Raw genomic sequence first — 18,609 nt, 5'->3', positions numbered from 1 at the left:
GGCTAAAACAAGTATTACAAGTCGACATCGGGTGTTGATTCAAGTGCATAGATTTCACGCAAATGCGCTTTCCATTGTTGATACTGCTCCCTTGCTGTGCCTTGTAATTCAATGGTTTCGTCTTCAAATTCCATTACGGTAGGGCTTAAATCTATATCAATACCCTGCCCCATTTCATCAATTACGGCTTTGTGAACGCGCAAACTAGCGTTGGCCTGAAAGGCATCGCTCAAAGACCATGCAGTGGCAATACCACCCACAACTGTGCCGATTTCACCTGCAGTTGAACCACTGTTCTTGGCAAGCACGGCAGTTGCGATACCTGCCAATACTCCCAACGCGACTTTTGTGTTTCTTTCTTTTCTCGCTTCTCGCATTCTAGCGAGTTCAGGTAGCATTTCTTCCTGCCAAGTGCGATAAGGCACTTCGGTTTCTTGTTCAAACGCTTCAAATTGATTTTGAAGGTTATCAACAAACAATAAGTCTTGGTTGCGCAAAGTGTCGATGCGACTCATCATTTTATCACCCTCAGCCGGCATTCCAGTCACGTCGAACTTGTAATATCGTTGGCCGTTTTTCTTTTTAATGCTGGCCGAAAGATACTGGCTAAACTCCTGTGGCGAGTAGTATTGAGCATAGCGCATTAAGGTTGTATTTTTAATGACTTGACGCTCTTCGTCTGACATCTCAGTTGCAAGGCTATACACGTAATCTGCAACTTGGTTAAAGACAGGTTGGTAAGGGTTTTTATCTTCGTTCATTTGATCTCGAAAAAAGAACTGTGAAACGGTATGTTCAAAGCTTTTTTTGCCCCAAATTTCACCTGAGCTATCAACAACCGTGACTTCCAACTCAACCAACTCACTGTCAGAGTGATTTATCTTTCCTAAAACGAATAGGTCAGCTGTGGTATTAGCGTCTGGCAAATTGCTGATGGACCCAAAGGCTTTTGTTTTCTCAAGCGCTTTTTTGGTTTGAATTGCAAAGCGCTTGGCTTCGGTGCGCCTAAGTTGTGGCCAAATATCTAATTCGCCTAACTCTTCGTAATCAACTTCCCCTGTATTATTATCAATAGGAAAGCCCGGATCAAAAACTGGAATCGCAACGTCTAAGAATATATCGCTTTGATGGGTGTAGCGTTTCTCAGCAGGTTTATCATTGGCTTTTACAAATTCAGGGCCAACCAATAGAGGTTCTCTCTGACTTGAACGAGTGGATTCGCAAGCGCTTAAAAATAAAATAGAAAATAATAGAAATGCTATGTATTGAGTCGTCTTTAACATAATTTACCTTTTTGCTGCCGCGTCCATGCAATTCGCATTAAACAAAGCACCTTTGTTTAGCGTCCGCACTTATAATCATTGTATTGAGCTTGGAGTCCTTTTCGAGTGACTTCATCCTGCTCACCCGCGATAGCGTCATAAAGGATCTGACATATAATCGCGTCGTTATCTTTCGGTTTAACAATCCCTGCTTTTGTCTTGTTTCTACCGTTGTGTTGTTTAGGATTGCTTTGCTCATCTTCAATTGATTCAATTTGTTCAGAGGCATCGCTCACGTTTTGTTCAGTCTGTTCTTCGGATTCTGCAGGCGCTTGAGCAATTGATTCAGCTTGCGCGTTCGTGCCTTCCTGATCACCACCTGAAACACCCCCGCCACCTGCAGCGCCGCCTCCACCTGCCATGTTATTCTGTACTTGATTAATACAACTACTGTAACGATCTACAGAATCGAGTAAAGCACCATCCAACAATGCCAGCTGCTCTGCTTTGGTTAGCGACTGCGGATCTACTTCATCTAACTTTACACCCGTGCAATCATAAACTTGCAGTTGCTGACTGGGTGTTGACACAGGAGTTTGAGCCTGCAAACTAAACGAAAAAACTAAAGCATAGATTAAAGCTAGGATAGGAATAATAAGTCTAATCACTCTCGTTGGTCACCCTTTTAGCAGTATTAATGTGTAACAGAATATTCAGAGCATTTGAAACAAACACACGACTCGTTAAATATTTAATATAGACTCTATAAATAGATTAGGGTTCAACTTAAATCTTTCGACCAATCGCTGTATACAATTGATCTAAGCTCACTTTTTTAAACGCGGCTTTAACATAAATCGCGCTATCAGCTTCCGAAACATTTACTTCTACAACACCCTCAACTTGACGAAGTGCAGACTCGTATTCGAATACTTTGGCCATATTGCGTTTATCACACTCATTTAGTTCAAGCGCGAACCTAGCCGTTTTATCAACGGCCTTTACACTGTTTATAATCAGACCAAGTGCAACAATCACAAGTAAACAAAACAAATAAACAGCCAATGTAGAAACCCATTGGATAAGTGCACCGGTCAATACACCGCCGGCAAAGGCACCAAAAAACTGAAAGCTGGCATACAGCCCCATTGCTGTACCTTTTTGCCCAGCAGGCGCAATCGAAGAAACCATGGCGGGTAAATTCGCTTCCATATAGTTGAAACCTGCGAAAAACAAAATCCCTGCAATCACAATCCAAGTCCAATCAACGGATAAGACCTGATTTGTCATATTTACGAGTAAAATAAAAGCAAACGCCATCAACCCAAGAGAAATCATAAAAACACGTTTTCTAGATAACGCGTCAGAAAGGCGCATCAACACAACCATTAATACAATTGAGAGAATCAAAATAGGGGTATAGATTTTCCAATGCTCACTCAGTTCAAAGTCAGCAGTTGCAAGCAATCTAGGTACCTGAACAAAGAAACTAGTGATCAACAAATGAATTAATAAAACCGATAGGTTAAATCGCCATAATTGTGGATGCTTAAACATCTCTCTAAGTGCTGCTCGATTAGGTAACGAGTCGCCTGTAGGTGCATATGTATTAGAAGTTTTAACGCCCCATTTTATCATCGGCAAGCACAAGCTAGCACCTACTGCAGTGACAAAAAATATGCCCTGCAATCCAAAGCTTGCTGATACAAATGGCCCAAGCAGCAAGGCAAGATAAAACGAGAAACCAATTGAAATGCCGATAATCGCCATTATCTTTGTGCGCTGGGATTCTCTAGTCACGTCTGCGGCAAGTGCCATAACCGCGCCCGCAATAGCTCCCATTCCTTGCAAAATTCGTCCTAAGGTAAGCATTAACATCGAATCTGCATAAGCCGCTATGAGGCTACCCACAATAAATACACACAGGCCAAAATAAATGACTGGCTTACGCCCAACTTTATCCGAAGCCATTCCCATGGGAATTTGCAAAATGGCTTGAGTCAAACCGTAACCACCGATGGCAACGCCCACCCACAAGGGGGAATAGTCCGGAAATTTCACTGCTGCGACAGCAATGACTGGGATCACCATAAACAAACCGAGCATTCTCATAACATAGACGAAGGCTAGACTTATCGCGGCGCGTATTTCAAGTGCGTTCAATTTCGGTTACTTCTCATCCATAAAACGTAGATTGAATAATAGGAAGCATACAAGCCTTAAAGGCTTTCTATGCGCGAACAATTCATAAAAGCGCGCATATTAACACAATCCTAGCATTAGAAAATCACTCTAAGTTAATCCTTTAATCACATGATCTAAGCAACTGTATACACGTAGCTATCGAATAGTAATTTCTATCGCTTTGATTAACCATAAAGGCTCATTTTTTTATAGATGTATGTCATAATGGTCGATTGATTTAGCGACTACTAAAGCTAGGGCAGCATGGACAAAATTGAAGTACGCGGTGCGCGCACGCATAATTTAAAAAACATCAACATAGAACTACCACGCGATAAACTCGTAGTAATCACGGGATTATCGGGCTCAGGTAAATCTTCATTAGCTTTTGACACCCTTTATGCAGAAGGTCAAAGGCGCTATGTTGAGTCATTATCGGCATATGCTCGTCAATTTTTATCGATGATGGAAAAGCCAGATGTTGACCACATAGAAGGCTTATCACCCGCTATTTCTATCGAGCAAAAGTCGACATCACACAACCCTCGTTCAACCGTCGGTACAATTACTGAAATATACGATTATCTGCGCCTATTATTTGCTCGCGTAGGCACGCCAAAATGCCCTGACCACGATGTTGAGCTTGATGCTCAGACCGTTAGTCAAATGGTTGATCGCGTACTTGAGCTAGAAGAAGGCACCAAACTCATGTTGCTTGCACCCGTGGTTCAAGACCGTAAAGGTGAGCATGTAAAAACACTTGAAGGTTTATCAGCTCAAGGTTTTATTAGAGCTCGCATCGATGGTGAAGTCTGTGACTTATCTGATCCACCCGAACTCGACCTACACAAAAAACACACGATTGAAGTGGTCATTGACCGCTTTAAAGTCCGTGATGATTTACAACTCAGATTGGCGGAGTCTTTCGAGACAGCACTGACGCTTTCTGCAGGCAGCGCAAAAGTCGCATACATGGACGAACCTTCAAAAGAAGAAATAGTCTTCTCAGCTAACTTTGCATGCCCACATTGTGGCTATAGCATCACCGAGCTTGAACCCAGAATATTTTCATTCAACAACCCTGCTGGTGCTTGCCAGACCTGTGATGGCCTAGGGACTAGACAGTTTTTTGACCCACATCGTGTCGTGAGTAACGACGAATTAAGCCTATCTGGCGGCGCGATAAGAGGCTGGGATAAACGCAGCTATTACTATTTTCAAATGCTCCAGTCAGTTGCAGATCACTATGGTTTTGACTTAACAAAGCCCTTTGCTGAACTCGATAAAAAAGCCAAAGAAACAGTGTTGTATGGCTCTAAAGGTACCAAGGTACAGTTTAAATACATCAATGAGCGCGGCGATATCATGGAGCGCAATCATCCATTTGAGGGAATTATCCCTAATATGGAAAGGCGCTATCGTGAAACTGAGTCTAATACTGTACGCGAAGAACTTGGCAAATACATGAGTCATCAACACTGCTCTAGTTGCGAAGGCTCACGACTGCGACTGGAAGCTCGTAACGTCTTTATCAAAGGAACTAACCTGCCAAAAGTCAGTAACATGTCGATTTCAGAAGCGCTCTCTTTGTTCGACAGTTTAGGATTGACGGGTCAAAAGGCAGCCATCGCTGAAAAAATATTAAAAGAAATTATCGATCGCCTGCAGTTTCTTGCAAACGTAGGCTTAAACTACCTCACGCTATCTCGCAGTGCAGATACACTTTCTGGAGGTGAAGCTCAACGCATCCGTCTTGCCAGTCAAATCGGGGCAGGACTTGTGGGTGTCATGTATGTATTAGACGAACCATCTATTGGTTTGCATCAACGCGATAACGAACGCCTGCTTAAAACACTTCGCCATTTACGCGATTTAGGTAACACAGTGATTGTTGTTGAACACGATGAAGACGCGATCAAAGAAGCTGATCATATTGTCGATATCGGTCCTGGTGCAGGTGTGCATGGTGGGCAAATCATCGCGCAAGGTAAACTTGAAGATATCATGAATAGTGAAGACTCACTTACTGGAAAATATCTATCAGGAAGAGAGCGCATTGAAATACCAAAAATCAGACACCCTGCCAAAGACGATAAATGGATCGATTTAAAAGGCGCAACAGGTAATAACCTTCAAAATGTAAATCTGAAAATCCCTGTTGGTGTCATGACCTGTATTACGGGTGTTTCAGGCTCTGGCAAATCAACCTTAATCAACGATACTTTTTATCGTATCGCCCAACGCGAACTTAATCGTGCGACTGTTAACGAACCAGCTCCGTATAAAAGTATCACAGGCCTAGAACTCATGGATAAAGTGGTCGATATTGACCAAAGTCCAATTGGCAGAACGCCGCGCTCAAACCCAGCCACGTATGCCGGTATTTTCACACCTATCCGTGAAATGTTTGCAGGGACACAAGAGGCGCGATCTCGCGGCTATAAACCGGGACGTTTTAGTTTTAACGTCAAAGGCGGACGCTGTGAAGCCTGCCAAGGCGATGGTTTAATCAAAGTAGAAATGCACTTTCTACCTGATGTATACGTCCCTTGCGATGTGTGTGCTGGCAAACGATACAATCGCGAAACGCTCGAGATAAAGTATAAAAATAAGAATATTCATGAAGTATTAGAGATGACAGTTGAAGATGCACGTGATTTCTTTGATGCCATCCCTGCTATTTCGCGCAAACTACAAACCCTTATGGATGTGGGGCTTTCGTATATCAGGTTAGGTCAATCCGCAACAACACTATCGGGTGGAGAGGCCCAGCGAGTTAAGCTAGCTAAAGAACTGTCGAAACGCGACACTGGTCAAACACTTTATATCCTTGATGAACCGACCACCGGCTTGCATTTTCATGATATTAAACAGTTGCTCGAGGTATTGCATAGACTTCGCGACCACGGCAATACGGTTGTAGTTATCGAGCATAACTTAGACGTCGTTAAAACTGCTGATTGGATAGTCGATTTAGGACCAGAAGGCGGTTCTGGCGGTGGTTTGATTATCGCAGAAGGTACACCAGAACAAATATGCAAGATTAAGAAATCTCATACAGGTTCATTCCTAAAATCTATGATTTGAAGCTAAGTGATTTAAAGGTGATAAGACTATGCTAAGTACTACATTTGATGTGAGATTTTATGAAACCGACGCGCTGAAACACGTCAGTAACACAGCCATCGTTGGTTGGTTTGAAACTGCGCGTATGCCTATCTTTAAATGGTTTACGCCGGAGCTAGATTTAGATAATTGGCCATTGATACTCGCCAACTATAATGTCGACTTTTTACTTCAAATCTATTTAGGTGAAGCGGTGGAAATAAAAACTGGCGTTAACAAAATTGGAAATAGTTCGTTTAGAGTCTATCAAGAAGTTTGGCAGAGTGATCAGCTTAAAGCAAAAGGTGAAACCACACTTGTCCACTTTGACTATAAGCGACAAAAGGCGTCGCCGATACCCGATGAGGTCCGCGACAAACTCAAAGCTATTTTTGTAGACTAAATCCTTTAAAGAAATTAATTATAACAAGGAAGTGATGTGAGCCATTACACCAAAGACTTTATAAGAGTGATTGACGATGCGATTCCTCAATCACTTTGTAAGCAAATCATCAGTACCTTTGAACAAAGTCAGCACCTTATGCCTGGTCGAACAGGTGGCGGCGTAAATGAGGCAATGAAGAAGTCAACAGATGTTTCCATCTCTAGACATCAAGAATTCCAACAGCTGAACCAGCAAGTATTGCAGTATACGACTCACCATATTTTTGAGTACTTTAAAGACTTTCACTTTGCTTTGATAGGGCCAATAGCGTTAACAATGGCCGATCCAGACACAAAAGCGCCTGTGGCATTAACTGATGAAAACTTTGACACTTTAGGAGCTCCTAGCATACCTGCTTTGGTTGAACACCTATTTCGCCTAGGCGATATAAATGCACAACGTTATACGGCTGGAGATGGCGGATATCCATATTGGCATTCTGAAAACTATCCGCAACAAGGTAGCGTAGAGCCCTTGCATCGCAACCTTTTATTTATGTTTTATCTAAATGACGTTGATGAAGGCGGAGAAACTGAATTCTATTACCAAAAAGAAAAGATAAAGCCCAAAACAGGCAGAATGGTGATAGCACCGAGCGGATTTACGCATACACATCGCGGTAATGTGCCGATTAGCCACGATAAGTACATTCTGACTTCTTGGGTATTATTCAACCCTGCTGAACGCATTTTTAATTTATCTCGATAAGCTCAAACGCTTATTAAGACATACTTCGGGTATCTGTATTAGTACTTAAATTGCTGCATAATCTTGTTAAAGTCATTGGCTAATTGCTCCAACTCATCACTGACATGACTCAATTGCTCAGAACTAGAGGCTGTATCTTCTGTTCTGGAGTTAATGTCATCCACGTTTGCAGAAATGGTGTCTGCAACGGCTTGTTGCTCACCTGTAGAATTAGCAATCTGGTCGTTCATCTGGGTAATTCTTGTGATTGTTTCAGTAATCGCTATCAAACTTGAGCCCGCTTTATTTGCTTCGTCAACACTCACAGTTGCTTGCTCTGTTCCTTTCGCCATCACTGTTACTGCGGATCTAGCTGCATTTTGCAACTGTTCGATCGTCGCTTGAATTTCCTCAGTCGACTGTTGCGTTCTAGAAGCAAGTGTTCTTACCTCATCAGCAACAACTGCAAAACCACGACCTTGCTCACCAGCACGAGCCGCCTCTATAGCTGCGTTTAATGCCAGCAAATTAGTTTGCTCAGCAATGCCCTTAATCACATCAAGCACCACACCCACTTGATTCGAATCTTCTTCGAGCTTGCGAATTACAACCGCTGTTTCATCTACTCTTGCGGCTAAACTTTGAATACTATTAACTGTCTGGTTTACCACACGTTGACCGTCGTCTGCAGCAGTAGAGGCTTCACTTGCTGCCGAAGCAGCTTCGGATGCACTTTGTGCAACTGCACCAACGCTCAGTGTCATGTTATCTACAGCAGCTTTTGCGTCGGCCGCTGACATTTGTTGTGCAGCGATGGTTTGACGCGCATTACCGGAGACCTGATTCAGGTTCGCTGCGAGATTTGAAAGCGGCTTGCTTGAATTGCCGATATCCCTCACAACCCTTTGTAGCTTTTCAATAAATTGATTGAACCAGAATACTAAGTCGCCAATTTCATCTTGGTTCTTCGTATTAATGCGCACGGTCAAATCACCGTCTTCCTGAGCAATATCTTTCAATGAAGACACCACATCTACAATGCTTTTTCGTAAGTTAGAAACGATAGGGAATGCGGTAGCAAACAACACTAAGGTGGTAATCAGCCCCATTGCTAAACCGACCCATATCAACGAAGATGCGGCTTCGTTTGATTCTTGTATTGCGCTTTCGAACGCACTCAATCTGCTTTGACTAAAGCTGGTCAAATTGTTTGTTGTGTTTTCAAATATATCATTCATCTCGGTGCTAAGTTGCCCGATTTTGCTAAAGTCAGCAGTGTTATCGACCATTGATTTACTCACACCGAAAGCGATGTCGTAATAGCGGTCAAAAGATTGCAGGATAGGCGTAACAGTCATAGCCAAATCATCGTTTAGCTGAACGATGGCAGTAAGGTTTTCTCTTGTATCATCGGCAAGGTTGTTTGCGCGATCTAGACTCTCCTCATCACCCGTAGTGACGGCGCTACTTAAGCTTTCTTTAACGTTTTGCATGCTTACAAGTGCATTTCTTGAAGCAAGCAATGCAGGAAATTCGACGTCGCGCGCCTTCTCGAGAACGCTCACATTGTTAAAAGCTGTGTTTGTAGTGATACCAACATAAAGAAGAAAATTAACTGTTCCAATAATTGGAATCAGAAACAACTTTTGAGCGATAGATAATCTTGCCAAGAAATTCATTGTGTCACCTAAAAAACCATGCTTAATCAACAGGCTTTAAGATACTATTGAATCGAGGGACTAACCTTCAAAGTCAATAACACTCTCACCTGCAAGTGTGTAACCAACGCTTGCTATGTCACCCACCCAGCCATCAGTAGACAACTTTCCAGTGACCCAAACCGCGTCATATAAGTTATCTATCGGCACACCTTCAGAAAATTTTACATAAACTATTTGATTTGATGGCGGCGGAGGCACATGCACACATGCACCAAAGTAAGGCACAAGCAGAAATTCAGTTATGCTGTCTGCGTCACCTTCAAGGGGGACAACAAAGCCTGGAATTTTTACATATTGATTGTTTAGGGCTAACACTAAAGGGGCGTTAGGTTCAACTTGAGACATATTACCATTGTGATTGACGTCTACGGGTGGAACTACGTAGTCTTTAGGCACCATATCTTCCCAATATAATTCAAGGGGTTGTTGTGCCTGAGCAAAGAGCGAAATCAAGGTAAAACAAGCTAACAAATATTTTTTCATCTACCCACCCTTCAATGGTTTTCATCTATTTTTTATTTGGATACAAAAAAGTCCGCACTAAGCGGACTTCATATTATGACACAAAAGTAGAATTAAGCGCCTGTATTATATCTTTCGACACTAGAGGTAATTTCAGCCTTGGCTGCATCAACATCAGCCCAACCTTCAATTTTTACCCACTTACCTTTTTCTAAATCTTTGTAGTGACTGAAAAAGTGCTCGATTTGGCTTTTTAGTAATGCTGGAACGTCTTCAATGTTCTTCACATCAGTATAAATTGAAGAAAGCTTATCAACAGGAACAGCAATAACCTTTGCATCCTGTCCAGATTCATCAGTCATATTGAGCACGCCAACTGGGCGACACTTGATGACTGAACCTGCAATCAAAGGATGCGGCGACATTACAAGCACATCTACTGGGTCACCATCATCAGATAAGGTTTTATTAACGTAACCGTAGTTGGCTGGGTACTGCATGCATGTCGCCATAAAACGGTCTACGAATAAAGCACCGGTGTCTTTATCTACTTCATACTTAACTGGCGATGAGTAAGCTGGGATTTCAATAATAACGTTCACTTCATCCGGAAGGTTCTTACCCGCAGGCACATCATTTAAGCTCATTTGACTTATCCTAATTAACTTTATTAAAAACTGGCGCGATTATAAGAAAAACCACCACAACTATAAAGACAAACATTCGCAAGTCTAGGACTTGCGACTGATGTCTTAGTATTACAACAAAACGAGAGACGTAAGCTATTTTTCGTAATAGCTTAAACAAGTCTCAATTTCGTTTTTCGAACCCAAAAGAACAGGCACGCGTTGATGAATTTCAGAAGGCATAACCTCCATAATTCGACCTTCACCTGTTGATGCTAAACCGCCAGCTTGTTCGATTAAAAATGCCATTGGGTTTGCTTCATAAAGAAGTCTGAGCTTACCAGGCATTTTAGGGTTTCGTTTATCAAATGGGTAAGCAAAAATGCCGCCCCTACAAAGGACGCGATGAATGTCACCTACCATCGCGGCGACCCAACGCATATTAAAGTCTTTTTTACGTGGCCCCTCAGAACCGGCAATCAAATCTGCAACATAGCGCTGAATCGGTTCTTCCCAATGGCGTTGGTTAGATGCATTAATTGCAAATTCACTGGTATCTTCTGGTAGCTTGATGTTGGCTTCAGTCAAAAGAAAGCCGCCATGGGTTTTGTCGAGCGTGTATAGATGCGTTCCGCGCCCAGTGGTCATCGCTAGCATGGTTGATGGACCATACAGCACATACCCAGCTGCAACCATTTGTGTGCCTGGTTGCAAGAATGCAGAAGGATCGTCCGGCTTCATCCATTGCGGTGCATGCGCGATTGAAAATATCGTGCCTATCAAACTATTGATTTCAGTGTTGGATGAACCATCAAGTGGATCGAAACTCACCAAATAGTTTCCATCTGGGCTACACGCGACTACATCATCTTCTTCTTCAGATGATATCGCTTTAACATAGCCAGACTCTTTCAAAATATCTTTTAAAATCTGATTGGAAATAACATCCAACTTTTTCTGTGTCTCGCCTTGAACATTTTCACTCAGTGTTGAGCCCAATACGCCGGCGAGCGCCCCTTGGCTTACGCGAAAGGATATTTCTTTGCAGCCAGCAAGTAGTGTTCTAATTAGTAATATGAGTTCAAGAGGCGCGCCGTCCTGTTGAAGTTGAGAGTTTAAACGTTTCATTGCAAGTTTGTTCCTTAACGTGCTGTTAAATAAAATCCACTCGCGGAAGGTGTGTGTTTGCGAATGGAAATTAACGAAGTGTCGCAACCAAAGTTTACCTATCTAGCGCTCAAATTGCGACCACAGATTGTTTTAGCATATACCAAAGCTTTCATTCGAACTCAAAGATAACAAGTGTTAAAGTGAGAAGTAGAAAGAAAAATCAATCGTTTACACCGAGAACTATAAGAAATGCACGTACATATTTTGGGGATTTGTGGCAGCTTCATGGGCGGCATTGCCGCAATTGCAAAGTCGATGGGACATACAGTCACTGGCTCTGACCGCAACGTTTACCCACCAATGAGCACTCAACTTCAAGCTTTGGGAATCGAGTTATCACAAGGCTACGATGTGTCTCAATTCGAGCCCAGTCCCGATATTGTGGTGATTGGCAATGCAATGGCAAGAGGGAATCCAGCTGTCGAATACGTTTTAGACCGCAATTTACCTTATACAAGTGGTCCACAATGGTTGCTTGATAATCTTCTGAAAGATAGGTGGGTACTGGGTGTTTCCGGCACACATGGCAAAACTAGCACCACAAGTATGCTCGTGTGGATGCTTGAATACGCTGGTTTGAAGCCTGGATTTCTAATTGGCGGCGTACCAGAGAACTTTGGTGTATCCGCGCGCGTGGGTGAATCCCCCTTTTTCGTTATTGAAGCCGACGAATACGACAGTGCTTTTTTCGATAAGCGTTCTAAATTTGTTCATTACAGGCCGCGGACATTAGTAATGAATAATCTAGAATTTGACCACGCTGATATTTTTGAAGACCTTGGGGCGATTAAAAAACAATTTCATCACTTGGTGAGGAGTGTGCCAGCCAATGGATTGATATTGTCTCCCGCTGCAGATCCCAACCTAGACGCTGTCTTAGAAATGGGTTGCTGGAGTGAACAACAATTTATTGGTAACGCCCAAAAGTCAGATTGGAAGAGCACCCTAATTAAAACTGATGGCAGCCAATTTATGGTGCATCACAAAGGTGAGTTGGCAGGAGAGGTTTCATGGTCTTTAATTGGTAACCATAATGTCAACAATGCAATGATGGCAATCGCAGCAGCGCACCATGCTGGCGTATCAATCAAAGATGCCATTGATGCCCTGAGTACATTTAAGAACGTAAAACGCAGAATGGAAGTTAGAGGCTCGGTAGGTGGCGTGACCGTTTATGATGATTTTGCTCATCACCCTACCGCAATCGAAACGACCGTAACAGGCTTGCGACACAAAGTTGGTAATCAAAAAATCATTGCCGTGCTGGAACCACGCTCTAATACGATGAAAATGGGCGTGCACAAAAGTCAGTTAGCGCAGTCTTGGCAAGGTGCTGACCATGTCACTCTTTTCGAACCGTCGGGATTAGACTGGTCATTAACAGAATTGGTCGCAAACAGTAAAATCGACGTAGATGTATACCAAGATGTCGAAGATATAGTCAAGCGAGTCACGTCGATTGCGAGTGCTGGTGATCATATATTAATTATGAGCAATGGTGGTTTCGACGGTATTCATCAACGCATGTTAGATGCGTTAGGAGAGAAGTTTGCAAAATAAGAGTATCACGCTAGCGATCACGGGTGCATCAGGCGCACCATATGCCCTTAGGCTAATCGAACAGTTAGTAAATGAAAACTATCATATTTTTTTACTTATTAGCTCTGCTGCCAAGGTAGTATTCGCCACCGAGGAAGACATTAAGTTCCCATCCAAAAAAGAACAATTGGATATATTTTTCAAAGAACGCTTTAAAGCAAGCGAAGGGCAAATTACGGTTTGCGGAAAAGAAGACTGGTTTTCACCGGTCGCTTCCGGTTCTGCCGCCCCAAAACAAATGATCGTTTGCCCATGTTCAACCGGCACGCTGTCTTCGATAGCCATGGGCGCTTGTGATAATCTGATTGAGCGTGCAGCAGATGTGGTGATCAAAGAACGCGGACAACTCATTTTAGTACCCAGAGAAATGCCATTTTCCAGTCTGCATCTTGAGAACATGTTAAAATTGTCGCAATTGGGCGTCACCATTATGCCCGCTGCCCCTGGGTTTTATCATCAACCCAAAACTATCGCTGACCTAGTTGATTTTGTAGTCGCAAGAATTCTGGATCATATTGGTGTAGACCAAAAACTCATGGCTCGTTGGGGGTATGATGCAGGCAGACACACATAAATCACATCTTGTTTAGTTTGAATCTTTTAGATAATTGAGGAAACACCATGCAATCGTTGTTAAAAAAACTTGCGCTTATTGGTTTCACTATTGCTGTATCCACTCATGCATATGCTTGGGGGCAAATTGGTCATCGCATCAGTGGAGAAATTGCCGAACAATACCTTAGTGATAAAGCAAAAGCTGAAATCGAAAAACTATTGCCAAATGAGTCTCTGGCTGAAGCGTCCACATATGCAGATGAAATGCGTTCTAACCCTGATGAGTTTTGGCAAAAAGAAGCAGGTCCATATCACTATGTTACCGTCCCAAAAGGTAAACATTATCATGAAGTAGGCGCACCCAAAAAAGGTGATTCAATGACCGCGCTAGAGAAATTTAGTAAAGTAATCAAAGATAAAAACGCGAGTGTAGAGGATAAACAATTGGCTCTGCGTTTTATTGTTCATATTATTGGTGACTTGCATCAGCCATTGCACGCAGGTGATGGTACAGATCGTGGTGGAAACGATGTTAAAGTAGAATTCTTTTGGGAAGATTCAAACCTTCATCGCGTGTGGGATTCTGGTTTACTCGACAGAAGACAATTGTCGTATACAGAGTGGTCTAATTGGCTTGGAAGCAAGATCACATCAGAGCAAGCTAGTGAGTGGATGACATCAAATCCATTGATTTATATAGAAGAGAGCGCCCAACTGCGCGACACTGTGTATCCCAAAGAAGGCGAAACAAGACTGTCTTGGGATTATTTGTATCACCACTTACCGACAGCCACGCTTAGGTTGCAACAAGCAGGCGTGCGAATTGCTGCTTATCTCAATGAGCTATATGAATAAAACAGATTTTTGCGCTAGTCTAAGTCAAGTATCTCTGCTGATAGCACAACTCCAGTGCTATCGGCATAAATAGAGTCTTCCGGTAAAAACGTGACGCCAGCAAAATTTACCGGAATATCGACTTCACCTTCTTCTTTGATACCTGCATTCACAGGAATCGCCGCTATTGCGTGGATACCAATATCCAAACTTGCCAGCACGTCAACTTCTCTAACACTTCCATAGCAAACAATCCCTTCCCACTCATTCTCAATTGCCATTTGCGCATTATAGGCATCTATTAGCGCTCTACGCGTTGAGCCACCGCCATCGATCACCAACACCTTCCCTAAGCCCGGTGTTGCCAGCGCTTTATCAACCAATCCTTTATCTTCAAAGCACTTTACAGTAAGTACTTCACCACTGTATGCGTCGCGGCCACCAAAATTTGATAGCACAGGTTCGAGAACGTCAACATTATCAGCATAAATATCACAAATTTCAGAAGTATTAATTTCCATTACCATTCCTAAACGTTAGGGAAGTGAAACTACTAGGCGTCATCAAAGATACAAGCTGTCCAAACTTTATACAAACACAATCTCAAATTGAAGCCATCAATATTTAAAATTGTCATATTTCTGCATTTAAACTGTCATGGCTTAGTAATACAAAAGGGTTAAGTTACGCTTGAGAATTATTAAGCGTGGACTTCGCATGAAGCTAGAAAAAGTGAGTGAACTGGATACGCGTCTGTTTTACTGGTTTAACAAGTTTATGAGTGGACGCAATTGCGATCATATTCGGTATTTGTCAAAAACAGGGGACGGACATCTTTATTTAATTTTGGGTTTAGTACTTTTTTATGCAGACAGTCACCATGGCCAGTTGTTTTTCTATACTGCCATCATGGCGTATACGCTTGAAATACCTTTATATTTGATATTAAAACAGTATTTTAAGCGTCCAAGGCCGGCTATGAAGCTAATGAACTATAAGGCGCTGATCACACCATCAGATAAATTCAGTCTACCGTCGGGCCATACCGCTGCTGCATTTTTAATGGCAACCATAGTGTCCTACTTTTATCCAAGCTATGCACTAATCGCCTTGCCATGGGCAACTTTAGTTGGATTATCCAGAATTTTGTTAGGGGTACATTACCCTACCGATGTGCTCGCAGGTACGTTGCTCGGTGTGAGTATTGCTGGCTTAAGTATTTTCTTGTTGGCATAGAGTACGATTGAGGCAAGAAACTACATGAAAATATTATACGGCGTTCAAGGAACTGGAAATGGCCACATAACCAGAGCTCGCATACTCAATAAGACATTCCAACAACGCAATGATATTGAAGTGGACTATCTCTTTTCTGGCAGAGAAAAAAGCAAATACTTTGATATGGAAGAATTTGGTCAATTTGACACCAAAGAAGGATTAACTTTCATCACTCGAAATGGCAGTATCGATAGGTTTGCGACAATTAAGCAAGCAAAAATCATCACCTTTGTTCGTGACGTAAATCGACTAAAGTTAGATGACTACGATTTGGTACTAAATGATTTTGAACCTATATCAGCATGGGCCGCTAAACTTCAAAACAAACCTTCGCTTTCGATTAGCCATCAAGCCGCATTTAGTCAATCGGTTCCCACTGACGGGGTCGATTTTATAGATAACATATTAACTAAGTACTTTGCTCCTACTCAATATTCTTTAGGGGTTCATTGGTATCATTACAATCAATCTATCATGCCTCCTTTTGTAGAACCAGGTGTGCTAAATCATCAGCAAAATCGAAATGAAAAACGAACAAACTATACCTTGGTTTATTTACCCTTCGAATCACTCGATGAGATAAAAAGTGCGCTACATCCACTAAGTGAAACTTCATTTACATGCTTCCATCCAGAAATAGAAAGCTCATTTCAAGAGCAGAATATTCAATGGCATGCACCTAGCAAACGAGGCTTCCAACAAGCACTTAATCATTGCCAGAATGTTATCGGAAATGCGGGTTTCGAATTAGCCACTGAATGCATAAGTTTAGGTAAACCGTTGCTAATAAAACCACTTCGTGGACAATTCGAACAACTATCAAATGCTAAAGTGCTGCACGAGCTTGGTCTAAGCCATGCAATTTATCATTTGGATACAGAGTCGATTGAAGATTGGCTCGAAAGTGCACATGGCAATGCTGTTACTTTTCCGTCAGACCCACATCAATTAATCGACTGGTTATTAGCTGGAGAATGGGGAAACACTGCGTCAATTTGCAAACAACTATGGACACAAGTCAAGTTTCCGTCTGAGGTACAACAAAAGTTACCTGTCTAAGGCAAGTTATCAAACCAATAATAAAGGCAAATAATATAAGCTTTTAATCTGCTTATACACTTGCTTTTTACCCCTTTGCAGTGCATTGTTCAGAGCAATCGTATCGCCGTTTTTTTTACTTATGAATAGACTTACAAAAGCACTGATTTTGACGAGTGCCTGCTTGTTTTTATTTGGCTGTGGTCAACGTGGACCGCTTGTCATGCCAAAACCAGCAAATGAAACTTCCAACCAAGAACAAAGTGAAGCAAAAACCTTAAACACACAAGAAGCTTCTGACATAGAAGCGAGTAATGAGGAGCAAAGTAGTTAATGGATTATTTTTCATATAAAAACTCTGAATTGTTTGCAGAATATGTAAACCTTGAGCAAATTGCTCAAGAGTATGGAACACCTACTTATGTATACTCTAGAGCAACTTTAGAGCGTCATTGGCATGCGTTTAACAACGCAGTAAAAGAGCATGATCATCTTGTGTGCTATGCAGTAAAAGCAAATTCAAATATTGGCGTATTGTCGGTACTTGCAAAGTTAGGCTCAGGCTTTGATATCGTATCTGCAGGCGAACTATCTCGGGTTATTGCTGCTGGCGGCGACCCCACTAAAGTTGTATTTTCAGGGGTCGGAAAAACAGAAGCCGAAATAGCCTTTGCGCTAGAAAAAAACATCATGTGTTTTAACGTTGAGTCAGAACCAGAACTTACTCGAATTAACCAAGTCGCTGGCGAGTTAGGCGTGAGGGCCCCAATTTCCATCCGCATCAACCCAGACGTAGATGCAAAAACGCACCCATATATCTCAACTGGTTTAAAAGCCAATAAATTTGGTATTGCGCGGGATAACGCTTTTGCCGTCTATAAGCATGCATCTACGCTCGAACATCTTGATGTAAAGGGTATGGATTGCCATATTGGGTCTCAACTGACCGAAATTAGTCCGTTTGTAGATGCACTAGAGAGACTATTAGTGTTAATTGATGAATTAGCGGAAGAAGGCATCATCATTAGTCATTTAGATGTTGGTGGTGGCTTAGGTGTCACATATGATGATGAAACGCCTCCTCACCCTGATGAGTACGCGGCCGCAATGGCCGAAAAAATGAGAGGCCGCGAAAATCTAAAACTCATTTTGGAGCCAGGCAGAGCAATTGCGGCTAACGCGGGTGTGCTGTTAACCAAAGTTGAATTTTTAAAAGAAGGCGAAGATAAAAATTTTGCGATTGTCGATGCTGCGATGAACGATTTACTGCGTCCCGCATTGTACAGTGCTTGGCAGAATATCGTACCCTTAAATCTCAAAACTGAGGCGCAATCCAGTATTTATGATGTAGTAGGTCCAGTTTGCGAGACTGGCGACTTTATAGGTAAAGACCGAGAGCTAGCCATTCAACCAGGAGATTATTTAGCTGTTAAAAGTGCAGGCGCCTACGGCTTTGTCATGGCAAGTAACTATAATAGCCGTTGTAGACCTGCAGAGATAATGGTCGACGGAGACAACGTTCATGTGGTGAGAAAGCGAGAAAAATTGTCATCACTATGGGAATTAGAAAGCGTCATCGACTAACAAGTACTAGCACGACGCGTTGAGATGAGTCTTTTTCTTTTTTCGAATGTACAGGCGCA

At 42.3% G+C, this 18,609-nt stretch carries 18 protein-coding genes; 10 read left to right on the top strand and 8 right to left on the bottom strand.

What is annotated here, in order from left to right:
• Positions 1 to 14: 14 nt before the first annotated feature.
• From KUL10_RS04475 to KUL10_RS04465, 3 genes are all read right to left on the bottom strand, one after another.
• Positions 15 to 1,283: a hypothetical protein gene (locus KUL10_RS04475; protein ID WP_233499705.1), complete on the bottom strand. Its 1,269-nt coding sequence runs from the start codon at positions 1,281 to 1,283 to the stop codon at positions 15 to 17.
• Between the two features lie 56 nt (positions 1,284 to 1,339).
• Positions 1,340 to 1,930 carry a hypothetical protein gene (locus KUL10_RS04470; RefSeq protein WP_110427710.1) on the bottom strand — a complete coding sequence of 197 codons (591 nt, stop codon included), beginning with the start codon at positions 1,928 to 1,930 and terminating at the stop codon, positions 1,340 to 1,342.
• Positions 1,931 to 2,048: 118 nt separating this feature from the next.
• Positions 2,049 to 3,425 (bottom strand): MFS transporter, encoded by a 1,377-nt coding sequence (locus tag KUL10_RS04465; RefSeq protein ID WP_110427709.1) that lies wholly within the window; start codon positions 3,423 to 3,425, stop codon positions 2,049 to 2,051.
• 285 nt (positions 3,426 to 3,710) lie between these two features.
• On the opposite strand from KUL10_RS04465, the gene uvrA reads away from it, so the two are divergent.
• Genes uvrA through KUL10_RS04450 form a run of 3 tightly spaced genes read left to right on the top strand, consistent with a single transcriptional unit; the run spans position 3,711 to position 7,704 of the window.
• Positions 3,711 to 6,533: an excinuclease ABC subunit UvrA gene (gene uvrA, locus KUL10_RS04460; protein ID WP_110427708.1), complete on the top strand. Its 2,823-nt coding sequence runs from the start codon at positions 3,711 to 3,713 to the stop codon at positions 6,531 to 6,533.
• Positions 6,534 to 6,561: 28 nt separating this feature from the next.
• On the top strand, positions 6,562 to 6,954 hold the full coding sequence (locus KUL10_RS04455; RefSeq protein WP_110427707.1) for a thioesterase family protein: 393 nt from the start codon (positions 6,562 to 6,564) through the stop codon (positions 6,952 to 6,954).
• Between the two features lie 36 nt (positions 6,955 to 6,990).
• A complete protein-coding gene (locus tag KUL10_RS04450; protein WP_233499704.1) occupies positions 6,991 to 7,704 on the top strand; it encodes a 2OG-Fe(II) oxygenase in 714 nt (237 codons plus the stop codon).
• 38 nt (positions 7,705 to 7,742) lie between these two features.
• Here KUL10_RS04450 and KUL10_RS04445 read toward each other — a convergent pair whose 3' ends face one another.
• From KUL10_RS04445 to KUL10_RS04430, 4 genes are all read right to left on the bottom strand, one after another.
• Positions 7,743 to 9,362, bottom strand: a complete 1,620-nt coding sequence (locus KUL10_RS04445; RefSeq protein WP_110427706.1) for a methyl-accepting chemotaxis protein — start codon at positions 9,360 to 9,362, stop codon at positions 7,743 to 7,745.
• 60 nt (positions 9,363 to 9,422) lie between these two features.
• Positions 9,423 to 9,887: a DUF3299 domain-containing protein gene (locus tag KUL10_RS04440; RefSeq protein ID WP_110427705.1), complete on the bottom strand. Its 465-nt coding sequence runs from the start codon at positions 9,885 to 9,887 to the stop codon at positions 9,423 to 9,425.
• 92 nt (positions 9,888 to 9,979) lie between these two features.
• Entirely contained in the window at positions 9,980 to 10,513 is a 534-nt protein-coding gene (ppa, locus tag KUL10_RS04435) for an inorganic diphosphatase (RefSeq protein WP_110427704.1), read from the bottom strand.
• Between the two features lie 135 nt (positions 10,514 to 10,648).
• On the bottom strand, positions 10,649 to 11,620 hold the full coding sequence (locus KUL10_RS04430; RefSeq protein ID WP_110427703.1) for a class 1 fructose-bisphosphatase: 972 nt from the start codon (positions 11,618 to 11,620) through the stop codon (positions 10,649 to 10,651).
• A 231-nt stretch (positions 11,621 to 11,851) separates the two neighbouring features.
• Between KUL10_RS04430 and mpl the strand changes: the two genes are divergently transcribed.
• Genes mpl through KUL10_RS04415 form a run of 3 tightly spaced genes read left to right on the top strand, consistent with a single transcriptional unit; the run spans position 11,852 to position 14,671 of the window.
• Positions 11,852 to 13,222, top strand: coding sequence for a UDP-N-acetylmuramate:L-alanyl-gamma-D-glutamyl-meso-diaminopimelate ligase (gene mpl / locus KUL10_RS04425; RefSeq protein WP_110427702.1), 1,371 nt, complete (start codon positions 11,852 to 11,854; stop codon positions 13,220 to 13,222).
• A complete protein-coding gene (locus KUL10_RS04420; protein WP_110427701.1) occupies positions 13,212 to 13,835 on the top strand; it encodes a flavin prenyltransferase UbiX in 624 nt (207 codons plus the stop codon). Before mpl ends, KUL10_RS04420 begins: the two co-directional genes overlap by 11 nt.
• A 47-nt stretch (positions 13,836 to 13,882) precedes the next feature.
• Complete coding sequence (locus tag KUL10_RS04415) at positions 13,883 to 14,671, top strand: S1/P1 nuclease (RefSeq protein WP_110427700.1); 789 nt, start codon at positions 13,883 to 13,885, stop codon at positions 14,669 to 14,671.
• Positions 14,672 to 14,685: 14 nt separating this feature from the next.
• On the opposite strand, the gene rraA is transcribed toward KUL10_RS04415, so the two are convergent.
• Positions 14,686 to 15,171: a ribonuclease E activity regulator RraA gene (gene rraA / locus KUL10_RS04410; protein ID WP_110427699.1), complete on the bottom strand. Its 486-nt coding sequence runs from the start codon at positions 15,169 to 15,171 to the stop codon at positions 14,686 to 14,688.
• Between the two features lie 196 nt (positions 15,172 to 15,367).
• Between rraA and KUL10_RS04405 the strand changes: the two genes are divergently transcribed.
• The 4 genes from KUL10_RS04405 to lysA all read left to right on the top strand — a co-directional run bounded on the left by KUL10_RS04405 (position 15,368) and on the right by lysA (position 18,550).
• The gene (locus tag KUL10_RS04405; RefSeq protein WP_110427698.1) at positions 15,368 to 15,886 is read left to right on the top strand and encodes a phosphatase PAP2 family protein; all 519 of its coding nucleotides are present in this window, start codon (positions 15,368 to 15,370) and stop codon (positions 15,884 to 15,886) included.
• A gap of 24 nt (positions 15,887 to 15,910) precedes the next feature.
• Positions 15,911 to 16,987, top strand: a complete 1,077-nt coding sequence (locus tag KUL10_RS04400) for an MJ1255/VC2487 family glycosyltransferase (protein WP_110427697.1) — start codon at positions 15,911 to 15,913, stop codon at positions 16,985 to 16,987.
• A gap of 121 nt (positions 16,988 to 17,108) precedes the next feature.
• Entirely contained in the window at positions 17,109 to 17,300 is a 192-nt protein-coding gene (locus tag KUL10_RS04395; RefSeq protein WP_110427696.1) for a lipoprotein, read from the top strand.
• Positions 17,300 to 18,550, top strand: a complete 1,251-nt coding sequence (gene lysA, locus KUL10_RS04390; RefSeq protein ID WP_110427695.1) for a diaminopimelate decarboxylase — start codon at positions 17,300 to 17,302, stop codon at positions 18,548 to 18,550. Before KUL10_RS04395 ends, lysA begins: the two co-directional genes overlap by 1 nt.
• Positions 18,551 to 18,609: the final 59 nt, after the last annotated feature.

The sequence above is a fragment of the Glaciecola sp. KUL10 genome (assembly GCF_003203515.1).
In the GTDB taxonomy this organism is placed as follows: domain Bacteria; phylum Pseudomonadota; class Gammaproteobacteria; order Enterobacterales; family Alteromonadaceae; genus Glaciecola.
The sequence above is the reverse complement of the archived record's forward strand: the minus strand, read 5'-3'. Positions and strand labels throughout refer to the sequence as shown.